This is a genomic window from Streptomyces sp. SM1, from assembly GCF_002910825.1.
GTDB classification, from domain to species: Bacteria; Actinomycetota; Actinomycetes; order Streptomycetales; family Streptomycetaceae; genus Streptomyces; species Streptomyces okerensis.
Window position 1 is genome coordinate 1 of the sequence record NZ_NEUB01000734.1, and the last position, 11,274, is coordinate 11,274.

At 73.1% G+C, this 11,274-nt stretch carries 10 protein-coding genes; 9 read left to right on the forward strand and 1 reads right to left on the reverse strand.

Annotation, left to right across the window (positions count from 1 at the left end):
• On the reverse strand, positions 1–350 hold a 350-nt coding region (locus B9S61_RS21335; RefSeq protein WP_146064909.1), incomplete at its 3' end, for an MBL fold metallo-hydrolase.
• A gap of 148 nt (positions 351–498) precedes the next feature.
• On the opposite strand from B9S61_RS21335, the gene hrcA reads away from it, so the two are divergent.
• From hrcA to B9S61_RS21380, 9 genes are all read left to right on the forward strand, one after another.
• A complete protein-coding gene (gene hrcA / locus B9S61_RS21340) occupies positions 499–1,515 on the forward strand; it encodes a heat-inducible transcriptional repressor HrcA (protein WP_103543698.1) in 1,017 nt (338 codons plus the stop codon).
• Positions 1,515–2,654, forward strand: coding sequence for a molecular chaperone DnaJ (gene dnaJ, locus B9S61_RS21345; RefSeq protein ID WP_103543699.1), 1,140 nt, complete (start codon positions 1,515–1,517; stop codon positions 2,652–2,654). The genes hrcA and dnaJ overlap by 1 nt, the downstream gene beginning before the upstream one ends.
• A gap of 154 nt (positions 2,655–2,808) precedes the next feature.
• Positions 2,809–3,882: a nitronate monooxygenase gene (locus B9S61_RS21350; RefSeq protein WP_103543700.1), complete on the forward strand. Its 1,074-nt coding sequence runs from the start codon at positions 2,809–2,811 to the stop codon at positions 3,880–3,882.
• Positions 3,879–4,619, forward strand: a complete 741-nt coding sequence (locus B9S61_RS21355; protein WP_103543701.1) for a 16S rRNA (uracil(1498)-N(3))-methyltransferase — start codon at positions 3,879–3,881, stop codon at positions 4,617–4,619. The genes B9S61_RS21350 and B9S61_RS21355 overlap by 4 nt, the downstream gene beginning before the upstream one ends.
• Positions 4,620–4,843: 224 nt before the next feature.
• Complete coding sequence (locus B9S61_RS21360; protein ID WP_181007468.1) at positions 4,844–5,419, forward strand: hypothetical protein; 576 nt, start codon at positions 4,844–4,846, stop codon at positions 5,417–5,419.
• A gap of 46 nt (positions 5,420–5,465) precedes the next feature.
• Positions 5,466–8,675 carry a S41 family peptidase gene (locus tag B9S61_RS21365; RefSeq protein WP_103543702.1) on the forward strand — a complete coding sequence of 1,070 codons (3,210 nt, stop codon included), beginning with the start codon at positions 5,466–5,468 and terminating at the stop codon, positions 8,673–8,675.
• Between the two features lie 152 nt (positions 8,676–8,827).
• On the forward strand, positions 8,828–9,181 hold the full coding sequence (locus tag B9S61_RS21370; RefSeq protein ID WP_103543703.1) for a histidine triad nucleotide-binding protein: 354 nt from the start codon (positions 8,828–8,830) through the stop codon (positions 9,179–9,181).
• 5 nt (positions 9,182–9,186) lie between these two features.
• Positions 9,187–10,092, forward strand: a complete 906-nt coding sequence (locus B9S61_RS21375) for a ribonuclease Z (RefSeq protein ID WP_103543704.1) — start codon at positions 9,187–9,189, stop codon at positions 10,090–10,092.
• 20 nt (positions 10,093–10,112) lie between these two features.
• On the forward strand, positions 10,113–11,141 hold the full coding sequence (locus B9S61_RS21380) for an adenosine deaminase (RefSeq protein ID WP_103543705.1): 1,029 nt from the start codon (positions 10,113–10,115) through the stop codon (positions 11,139–11,141).
• The last annotated feature ends 133 nt before the right edge of the window (positions 11,142–11,274 follow it).

Below are 11,274 nucleotides of genomic sequence, written 5' to 3' on the forward strand. Positions count from 1 at the left end.
TCCAGCCCCCACCGCACCGCGTCCGCGCGCAGCGCCTCCCGCCCGCGCGCCGTCAGCGCGGTCTCCACACCCACCGCCCCGAACACCTCCGCCCCCGCGAACGCCGCCGCGCCGAGGATGTGGTCGAAGTGCGGGTGGGTGAGCGCGAGATGCGTCACACGGCGGCCGGTGAGCGCCTGCGCCTGCGCCCGCAACCGTGCGCCCTCGCCCAGCCCGGACCCGGCGTCGACGAGCAGCACACCGCCCGCCCCCACCACGAGCCCTACCGTGCAGTCCCACACCGGCAGCCGGCGCCGGCCCACCCCGGGCGCCACCTGCTCCCATCCCGACTCTTCCCAAGTCACGGTCATGCCTCGACGCTAACGGGACGGCGCCATGCCTTGCCCAGGGTGTACTACCCGGCCGTACACTGGGCCGGGGAAGTCTGGCACTCGCGTGCGAAGAGTGCCAGAACCGTTACCGCGCGGAATCCGCGGACAGCTACTGGAGGTGCGTGCGATGCTCGGTGAACGCAGGCTCCAGGTGCTGCGCGCCATCGTCCAGGACTATGTGGGCACCGAGGAGCCGGTCGGCTCCAAGGCGCTCACCGAGCGGCACAACCTCGGCGTCTCCCCGGCCACCGTGCGCAACGACATGGCGGCCCTGGAGGACGAGGGCTTCATCGCCCAGCCGCACACCAGCGCCGGGCGCATCCCGACCGACAAGGGCTACCGGCTGTTCGTCGACAAGCTCGCCGGAGTGAAGCCGATGACCGCGCCCGAGCGGCGCGCCATCCAGAACTTCCTCGAGGGCGCCGTCGACCTCGACGACGTGGTGGCCAGGACCGTGCGGCTGCTCGCGCAGCTCACCCGGCAGGTCGCCGTCGTGCAGTACCCGTCGCTGACCCGCTCGACGGTGCGGCACGTGGAGCTGCTGGCGCTGTCGCCCGCGCGGCTGATGCTGGTGCTGATCACGGACACCGGCCGGGTCGAGCAGCGCATGGTCGACTGCCCGGCGCCGTTCGGCGAGGCGTCCCTGGCGGATCTGCGGGCGCGGCTCAACAGCCGCGTCGCGGGCCGCCGGTTCAGCGATGTGCCGAGCCTGGTGGAGGACCTCCCGGAGGCCTTCGAGGCGGAGGACCGCGGTACGGTCTCGACGGTGCTCTCCACTCTCCTGGAGACGCTCGTCGAGGAGAACGAGGAGCGGCTGATGATCGGCGGTACCGCCAATCTCACCCGCTTCGGACATGATTTTCCCCTGGTGATCCGGCCTGTCCTGGAGGCGCTTGAGGAGCAGGTCGTGCTCCTCAAGCTGCTCGGGGAGGCGAAGGATCCGGGCGTGACCGTCCGAATCGGTCACGAGAACGCGCACGAGGGACTCAACTCCACGTCTGTCGTGTCGGTCGGCTACGGTTCGGGCGGCGAGGCTCTCGCCAAGCTCGGCGTGGTCGGACCGACCCGCATGGATTACCCCGGAACGATGGGAGCGGTACGCGCAGTGGCACGGTACGTCGGACAGATCCTGGCGGAGTCGTAGTGGCCACGGACTACTACGCCGTACTCGGCGTGCGCCGCGACGCGTCGCAGGAGGAGATCAAGAAGGCCTTCCGGCGGCTCGCCCGCGAGCTGCATCCGGACGTCAACCCGGATCCGAAGACCCAGGAGCGGTTCAAGGAGATCAACGCCGCCTACGAGGTGCTGTCGGACCCGCAGAAGAAGCAGGTCTACGACCTCGGCGGCGACCCGCTCTCCCAGGCCGGCGGCGCCGGTGGCGCGGGCGGCTTCGGGGCGGGCGGCTTCGGCAACTTCTCCGACATCATGGACGCGTTCTTCGGCACGGCGTCGCAGCGCGGGCCGCGCTCGCGCACCCGCCGGGGCCAGGACGCGATGATCCGCATCGAGGTCGAGCTGGACGAGGCCGCCTTCGGGACGACCAAGGACATCCAGGTCGACACGGCGGTCGTCTGCACCACCTGCAGCGGCGAGGGCGCGGCGCCCGGCACCACCGCGCAGACCTGTGACATGTGCCGCGGCCGCGGCGAGGTCTCGCAGGTCACGCGGTCCTTCCTGGGCCAGGTCATGACCTCCCGGCCCTGCCCGCAGTGCCAGGGCTTCGGCACCGTGGTCCCGACCCCGTGCCCGGAGTGCGCGGGCGACGGCCGGGTCCGTTCCCGGCGCACGCTCACGGTCAAGATCCCGGCCGGTGTGGACAACGGCACGCGGATCCAGCTGGCCGGCGAGGGCGAGGTCGGCCCCGGCGGCGGGCCCGCCGGTGACCTGTACGTCGAGATCCACGAACTCCCGCACTCGACCTTCCAGCGGCGCGGTGACGACCTGCACTGCACGGTCACCATCCCGATGACCGCGGCGTCCCTCGGCACCAAGGTGCCGCTGGAGACGCTGGACGGCATGGAGGAGGTCGACATCCGGCCCGGCACCCAGTCCGGCCAGTCGATCCCGCTCCACGGCCGGGGCGTCACCCACCTGCGCGGTGGCGGCCGGGGCGACCTGATCGTCCACGTCGAGGTCCAGACCCCGACCAAGCTCGACCCCGAACAGGAACGCCTGCTGCGGGAGCTCTCCAAACTCCGCGGCGAGGAACGCCCCCAGGGCACGTTCCAGCCGGGACAGCAGGGGCTCTTCTCGCGGTTGAAGGACGCGTTCAACGGGCGCTGAGGTGCTTCGGCGCCCGTTGGAACGACGTGTCCGACGGGCGCCGGGACCCGCTCCGGCGGGGACCGGTACCGCTCCGCAGGCCCGGCGAAAAGTGGCTTATGCCAGAGGGAAGGGCGGATGCGGAGTTGTTCGGGGGACGTGACAACATGCCGTCATGTCCTCCGTACCGACCGATCTCTTCCCGCACCCGATCGTGCAGGCGCCGATGGCGGGCGGGGTCGCCGTGCCGCAGCTCGCCGCCGCCGTGTCCGAGGCGGGCGGACTCGGTTTCCTGGCCGCGGGCTACAAGACCGCGGACGGGATGTACCAGGAGATCAAACAGCTGCGCGGACTGACCGCGCAGCCGTTCGGCGTCAACCTCTTCCTGCCGCAGCCGGAGACGGCCGACCCCGCCGCCGTCGGCGTCTACGCCCACCAGCTGGCCGGCGAGGCCTCCTGGTACGAGACCGAGCTCGGCGACCCCGACAGCGGCCGCGACGACGGCTACGACGCCAAGCTCGCCGTCCTGCTGGACAACCCGGTGCCGGTGGTGTCGTTCCACTTCGGTGTCCCCGCGTGCGAGGTACTGGACAGCCTGCGCCGCGTCGGCACGTACACGCTGGTCACCGCCACGACCGCGGAGGAGGCCCGGGCCGTCGAGCGGGCCGGCGCGGACGCGGTGATCGCGCAGGGCGTGGAGGCCGGCGGCCACCAGGGCGCCCACCGGGACGTCCCGGAGGCGGACGGCTCCGGTGTCGGACTGCTGTCCCTCGTCGCCCAGGTCCGGGAGTCCGTCGGCATCCCGGTCGTCGCCGCCGGCGGCATCATGCGCGGCGGCCAGATCGCCGCCGTCCTCGCGGCCGGTGCCGCAGCGGCCCAGCTCGGTACGGCCTTCGTCGCCGCCCACGAGTCCGGCGCGCACGCGCTGCACAAGCAGGCCCTCACCAGTCCCCTGTACGTCCGTACCGAACTGACCCGGGCCTTCTCCGGCCGCCCGGCCCGCGCCCTGGTCAACCGCTTCCTGCGCGAGCACGGCCCGTACGCGCCCGCCGCCTACCCGGACGTCCACCATCTCACCGCGCCGCTGCGCAAGGCCGCCGCCAAGGCCGGCGACGCGCAGGGCATGGCCCTGTGGGCGGGGCAGGGCCACCGGATGGCCCGCGAGCTGCCCGCCGGGCAGCTGGTGGAGGTCCTGGCGTCCGAACTCGCCGCCGCCCGGGCGGCGTTGTCGGCCGGAGACGCCCGATGACCGCGCCGGTGTTCGTCGTCGGCCACTTCGACACGGACGGCGGCGGCCGGTACGTGCTCGACGGCGCGGAGGGGCGGCACGCCGTCTCCGTGAAGCGGCTGCGGGCCGGCGAGAGGGTCGTCCTCACCGACGGGGCGGGCCGCTGGGCCGAGGGCGAGGTGGACGCCGCCGAGGGCAAGGACCGGCTGATCGTGCGGCTCGGCGAGGTCGTCGAGGAGCCCGTGGAGTCCCCCCGGCTGACGGTGGTCCAGGCCCTGCCCAAGGGTGACCGGGGCGAGTTGGCGGTGGAGACGATGACCGAGGTCGGCGTCGACGCGGTCGTGCCGTGGTCGGCGTCGCGGTGCGTCACGCAGTGGAGGGGCGAGCGGGGCCTGAAGGCCCTCGGCAAGTGGCGGGCGACGGCCCGCGAGGCCGGCAAGCAGTCCCGCCGGGTGCGGTTCCCGGAGGTCGCGGACGCGGCGACGACGAGGCAGGTTGCGTCACTTCTGGCCGAAGCGGAGTTCGCGGCGGTGCTGCACGAGAGCGGCACGGAGCCGCTGGCGACCGCCGGGCTTCCCGCCTCGGGTGACATCGTGCTGGTGGTCGGGCCCGAAGGGGGCGTCTCTCCGGAGGAGTTGGCGGTCTTCGAGGAGGCCGGTGCGCGGGCCTTCCGGCTGGGGCGGAGTGTCCTGCGGACGTCCACGGCGGGGACGGCCGCGGGGGCGCTGCTGCTGGGGCGTACGGGCCGCTGGTCCTGACCGGAGGTTTCGCCCCCGCCGCCCCTTCCCGTTCCCGGGGGCGCTGCCCCCGGACCCCGCTCCTCAAACGCCGGAGGGGCTGGAGTCAGCCCCTCCGGCGTTTGAGGAGCGGGGTCCGGGGCGGAGCCCCGGTTTCGGGACGGGAAGGGGCGGCGGGGGCGTAAGCAAACAAGTGGCCGTATGCGCCCTACCGCCCCGCCCCCGACGGTGGCAGTCTGCCGCCCATGAGCGCGACGAAATGGTTCCCGCGCACGGCGCGCAGCCGCCGCCGGCGTGCACTGGCCGTCACCTTCGCCGTGACCGCCATCGCAGGAGTCGCAGCATGCGAGGGCGGCGGACTCGGCTCCGCGGCCGTCGCGTTCACGACCGACAAGGCCGTGACCGACGAACTCAACCGGCGGAAGGCCGACGTCCGCTGGCTCAGCTGCACCGCGTCGTTCGGCGACAAGGGCGACAAGGGCGACAAGGGCGACAAGGACGGCAAGGGCGGAGCCACCCCCGCGACGGACACCGTCGCCGCCGTCGACTGCCAGGGCGAGACCCAGGACGGCAAGGAGATCACCGTCACCGGCAGGATCACCCACGCCCTCAACGGCTCCTGCGTACGCGGCAACATCACCGCCAAGGTGGGCGGGAAACAGGTGTTCCGCGTCGACGGACTCGGCGACTGCGACGACAACAGCCCGCCCCGCGTCGGCGAGCCCACGCACCGCGGCCCGGACCCCACCGTCACCGTGACCGTCACGACGACCGTGTGGTGCGAGCAGTACCCGTCGTGTCGCCCCGTCGAAGGCAAGTGATCGGAATCCCTGTCCAGGAACGCCCGGGCCTGCATAGGGTGATCGGGTGACACAGCCCGCATCGGACGCATCCGCCGCCTATCTCCGGTTCCCGCATCTGCACGGCGAGTTGGTCGCCTTCACCGCCGAGGACGACGTGTGGCTCGCCCCGCTCGACGGCGGCCGCGCCTGGCGGGTCAGTGCCGACAACGTGCCGGTGAACCATCCACGCATCTCTCCCGACGGCACCACCGTCGCCTGGACCTCCAGCCGCGACGGCGCCCCCGAGGCGCACATCGCGCCGGCCGTCGGCGGTCCCGCCCGCCGGCTGACCCACTGGGGCAGCGTCAGGACACAGGTGCGCGGCTGGACCGCCGACGGCCGGGTCCTCGCCATCAGCACCCACGGTCAGGCCAGCCTGCGCCGCACCTGGGCCCGCGCCGTCCCCCTCGACGGCGGCCCCGCCGACACCCTGCCGTACGGGCCCGTCGGCGACGTCGCCCAGGGCCCGCACACCGTGCTGCTGTCCGCCCCGATGGGCCGCGAGGCCGCCTGGTGGAAGCGCTACCGGGGCGGCACCGCGGGCAAGTTGTGGATCGACCGCGAGGGCGACGGCGAGTTCGCACGGCTGCACGAGGACCTCGACGGGAACATCGAGTACCCGCTGTGGGCGGGGGACAGGATCGCGTTCCTCTCCGACCACGAGGGCACCGGCGCCCTGTACTCCTCCCTCGCCGACGGCTCCGACCTGCGCCGGCACACACCCCTCGACCGCTTCTACGCCCGCCACGCCGCCACCGACGGCATCCGGGTCGTCTACTCCAGCGCCGGTGAACTGTGGATCCTGGACGACCTCGACGGGGCGGAGCCGCGCCGGCTCGACATCCGGCTCGGCGGGCAGCGCGTGGACCTCCAGCCGTTCCCGGTGAACGCGGCCCGCTGGTTCGGCACCGCGTCCCCCGACCACACCGCGCGCGGCAGCGCCGTCTGCGTCCGCGGCACGATCCACTGGGTCACCCACCGCTCCGGCCCCGCCCGCGCCCTCGCCGCGACCCCGGGCGTACGGGCCCGTCGCCCGCGCACGTTCCGTGCGGACGGCGAGGAGTGGGTGGTGTGGGTGACCGACGCCGACGGCGACGACGCCCTGGAGTTCGCCCCCGCCACCGGTCTCGTCCCCGGCGCCGCCCCGCGCCGGATCGCCGCCGGACAGCTCGGCCGGGTGGTGCAACTGGCGATGGCGCCCGACGGCAGCCGCGCCGCGATCGCCTCGCACGACGGCCGTCTCCTCCTCGTCGAGCGGGAGACCGGCGAGGTCCGCGAGGTCGACCGCAGTGAGGACGGCGACGTCACCGGGCTGGTCTTCTCGCCCGACTCCGCCTGGCTCGCCTGGTCCCACCCCGGACCGCGCCCGCTCAGCCAGCTGCGCCTCGCCAACACCACCGACCTGTCGGTCACCGAGGCGACCCCGCTGCGCTTCCAGGACTACGCGCCCGCCTTCACCCTCGACGGCAAACACCTCGCGTTCCTGTCGACCCGCTCCTTCGACCCGGTCTACGACGAGCACGTGTTCGACCTGGCCTTCGTGGAGGGCGTACGCCCGTATCTGATCACCCTCGCGGCGACGACACCGTCCCCGTTCGGACCGCAGCGGCACGGCCGCCCCTTCGAGACGCCGGACCGGGACGAGACGCCCGACAGCGAGGGCACCCCCACCACCCGGATCGACCTCGACGGTCTGGCCGACCGCATCGTGCCGTTCCCGGTCGAGGCCGCCCGCTACACCAACCTGCGCGCCGCCAAGGACGGGGTGCTGTGGCTGCGGCACCCCGTGCGGGGCGTGCTCGGCGCGTCCAGGGCCACCCCGGACGATCCCGACCCCAAGACCGACCTGGAGCGCTACGACCTCGCCCAGCAGCGCCTCGAGCATCTGGCCGTGGACGCCGACCACTTCGAGGTCAGCGGTGACGGCAAGCGGGTGCTGCTGTGGACCGACGGCCGGCTGAAGGTCGTGCCCAGCGACCGGCGCGCCTCGGGCGACGACGAGAGCGACACCAACATCACCGTCGACCTCGGACGGGTGCGCCAGTTCGTCGACCCGGCAGCCGAGTGGCGGCAGATGTTCGACGAGAACGGCCGCATCATGCGGGACAACTTCTGGCGTCCCGACATGAGCGGCGTGGACTGGGACGGGGTGCTCGACCGGTACCGGCCCGTGCTCGACCGGCTGGCCACGCACGACGACCTGGTGGACCTGTTGTGGGAGGTCCAGGGGGAGCTCGGCACCTCGCACGCGTATGTCACCCCGCGCGGCGGGTACGGCGGCGACGGCGCGCGACAGGGGCTGCTGGGCGCGGACATCTCCCGTCACGAGGAAGGCAGTTGGCGGGTCGACCGGATCCTGCCCGTGGAGACGTCCGATCCGGACGCCCGCTCGCCGCTCGCCGCCCCCGGGGTCGCCGTACGGGCCGGGGACGCGATCGTCGCCGTCGCCGGACAGGCGGTCGACCCGGTGACCGGGCCCGCTCCGTTGCTGGTGGGGACGGCGGGGAAGCCGGTCGAACTGACCGTCTCGCCCGCGGGCGGTGGCGAACTGCGGCACGCGGTCGTGGTGCCGCTCGCCGACGAGGAGCCGCTGCGCTACCACGCGTGGGTCGCCGACCGGCGGGCCTATGTGCTGGAGAAGTCCGGGGGACGGCTGGGGTACATCCATGTGCCGGACATGCAGGCGCCCGGGTGGGCGCAGATCCACCGCGATCTGCGGGTGGAGGTGCTGCGTGAGGGCCTCATCGTGGACGTGCGGGAGAACCGGGGCGGGCACACGTCGCAGCTGGTGGTGGAGAAGCTGGCACGGCGGATCGTGGGATGGGACCTGCCGCGCGGGATGCGGGCGGAGAGCTATCCGCGGGACGCGCCCCGGGGGCCGGTGGTGGCCGTCGCCAACGAGTTCTCCGGGTCCGACGGGGACATCGTGAACGCGGCGATCCGCGCGCTGGGGATCGGTCCGGTGGTCGGCACCCGGACGTGGGGCGGCGTGATCGGGATCGACAGCCGGTACCGGCTGGTCGACGGGACGCTGGTGACACAGCCGAAGTACGCCTTCTGGCTGGAGGGATACGGGTGGGGGGTGGAGAACCACGGGGTCGACCCCGACGTCGAGGTGGTGCAGCGGCCGCAGGATCACGCGGCGGGGCGGGACGTGCAGGTGGACGAGGCGGTGAGGCTGGCGCTGGCGGCGCTGGAGGACACGCCCGCGAAGGTTCCCCCGGCGTTGTCGTGAGCCGGGGGTGGACCGCGCGGGACGGCGCCCTCGGTGCCGTCGCGGCCGCCCGTGCCGCCGCGGGACGCCTGCCGGGGGAGGTGCGACTGTCCGCGGTGGCGGGGGCGTGGATACCATGCCCGTGTCGGTGATCGTCGGGTCGAGGAGGGTCAATGGCCGGGGAGCCGCAGGACGACTGTCTGTTCTGCAAGATCGTCGAGGGGAGTATTCCGGCGACGATCGTGCGGGAGACGGAGACGACCGTCGCGTTCCGTGACATCAACCCCCAGGCGCCCACGCACGTCCTGGTGATCCCCAAGGCGCACCACAAGGACGCCGCCGCTCTCGCCGCCGACGCGCCCGGACTCGCCGCCGACGTGCTGCGCGAGACGCAGGCCGTCGCGGACGACGAACAGCTGGAGAGCTACCGCACCGTCTTCAACACCGGCAGCGGCGCCGGGCAGACCGTCTGGCACGCGCACGCCCACGTCCTGGGCGGCCGCGGCCTCGAATGGCCCCCCGGATAGCAGCCTTGTCCGTACGAGAACTGGTGGTGCTCGGCACCGCCAGCCAGGTCCCCACCCGGCACCGCAACCACAACGGCTACCTGCTGCGCTGGGACGGCGAGGGCATCCTGTTCGACCCCGGCGAGGGCACTCAGCGCCAGATGCTGCGCGCCGGGGTCGCCGCCCACGACCTGAACCGGATCTGCGTCACCCACTTCCACGGCGACCACTCCCTCGGCCTCGCCGGGGTGATCCAGCGCGTCAACCTCGACCAGGTGCCGCACGAGATCACCGCCCACTACCCTCGCTCCGGCCGGCGCTTCTTCGAGCGCCTGCGGTACGCGACCGCCTACCGCGAGACCGTCACCCTCACCGAGGTCCCGGTCGACACGGACGGCACGCTCGCCCGCACCCCCGGCTACATGCTGGAGGCCCGGAAGCTGTCCCACCCCGTCGAGGCGTACGGCTACCGGCTGGTCGAGCCCGACGGCCGGCGCATGCTGCCCGAGCGGCTCGCCGCGCACGGCATCAAGGGCCCGGACGTCGGCCGCCTCCAGCGCGAGGGCACGCTGGACGGGGTGTCACTGGCGGAGGTCAGCGAGGTACGGCGCGGGCAGCGGTTCGCGTTCGTCATGGACACCCGGCTGTGCGACGGGGTGTACGCGCTCGCCGACGGCTGCGACATGCTGGTCATCGAGTCGACCTTCCTCGACGAGGACCGGGAACTCGCCGTGGAGGTCGGCCACCTGACCGCCGGTCAGGCGGCGCGGGTGGCGCGGGAGGCGGGCGTACGGCATCTCGTACTCACCCACTTCAGCCAGCGCTACACCGACCCGGAGGAGTTCGAGCGGCAGGCGCGGGCCGCCGGGTACGAGGGTGAGCTGACCGTGGCGCGCGATCTGCAGCGGGTGGGGCTCCCGAAGCGTCGGTGAAACGGTCGTACGATTGATTGATGTCCGTACCGAAAGCCGAACTTCACCTTCATATCGAAGGCACCCTGGAACCCGGTCTCGCCTTCGCCCTCGCCGCGCGCAACGGCGTCGAGCTGCCCTACGCCGACACCGACGCGCTCAGGGAGGCGTACCGCTTCCAGGACCTGGGGTCCTTCCTGAACCTGTACTACGAGCTCATGGCGGTGCTGCGCACCGAGCGGGACTTCGAGGAACTCGCCGACGCCTACCTCGCCCGCGCCGCCGCGCAGGGTGTGCGGCACGCGGAGATCTTCTTCGACCCGCAGGCGCACCTCGCGCGCGGTGTCGGCATGGGCACGGTGATCGACGGACTGTGGCGGGCGCTGGGCCGATGGGGGTCCCCCCGCTCGAGCGAAGCCGAGAGTGGGGGAGAGGAGACCCACGGCGTCTCCACCCGGCTGATCATGTGCTTCCTGCGGGACGAGTCCGCCGAGTCCGCGCTGGCGACGCTCGACGCGGCGAAACCGTATCTGGACCGGATCACCGGCGTGGGGCTCGACTCCGCCGAGGTCGGGCATCCGCCGGCGAAGTTCCGCGAGGTGTTCGAGGCCGCCGCCGGGCTGGGCCTGCGGCGGGTGGCGCACGCGGGTGAGGAGGGACCGCCCGAGTACATCACCGAGGCGCTGGACGTGCTCGGTGTGGAGCGGATCGACCACGGGCTGCGGTGCGTGGAGGATCCGGCGCTGGTGGAGCGGCTGGTGCGGGAGCGGGTGCCGCTCACACTGTGCCCGCTGTCCAACGTCCGGCTGCGCGCCGTGGACACCCTCGCCGGCCATCCGCTGCCCGCGATGCTCGACGCGGGTCTGATGTGCACGGTCAACTCCGACGACCCGGCGTACTTCGGCGGATACGCCGGTGACAACTTCGACGCGGTGCGCGATGTGCTGGGCCTCGGCCCGGAGCGGTTGCGCGAGCTGGCCCGCAACTCGTTCCTGGCCGCGTTCCTGGACGACGACGAGGAACTGCGCTCCCGCTACCTGGCCGAGGTAACGGCACACCCCTTCCCCTGACCACCCCACCCCCACGGCCGGCCGCGCCGCGCCCCGCAGCTGCGGGCAGTCGTGCCGCCCTGCGGCACGACTGCCCGCGGAGGGTGGAGGGTCAGGCGGGGCCCGGTGCTCGCGTCGCCGCCGCCGTGTCGTA

Excerpts from the sequence above, each read along its gene's own strand:
- B9S61_RS21380 (WP_103543705.1), top strand. The coding sequence starts at position 10,113 with ATGTCCGTACCGAAAGCCGAACTTCACCTTCATATCGAAGGCACCCTG.
- B9S61_RS21370 (WP_103543703.1), top strand. The coding sequence starts at position 8,828 with ATGGCCGGGGAGCCGCAGGACGACTGTCTGTTCTGCAAGATCGTCGAG.
- hrcA (WP_103543698.1), top strand. The coding sequence starts at position 499 with ATGCTCGGTGAACGCAGGCTCCAGGTGCTGCGCGCCATCGTCCAGGAC.
- B9S61_RS21350 (WP_103543700.1), top strand. The coding sequence starts at position 2,809 with ATGTCCTCCGTACCGACCGATCTCTTCCCGCACCCGATCGTGCAGGCG.
- B9S61_RS21355 (WP_103543701.1), top strand. The coding sequence starts at position 3,879 with ATGACCGCGCCGGTGTTCGTCGTCGGCCACTTCGACACGGACGGCGGC.
- B9S61_RS21360 (WP_181007468.1), top strand. The coding sequence starts at position 4,844 with ATGAGCGCGACGAAATGGTTCCCGCGCACGGCGCGCAGCCGCCGCCGG.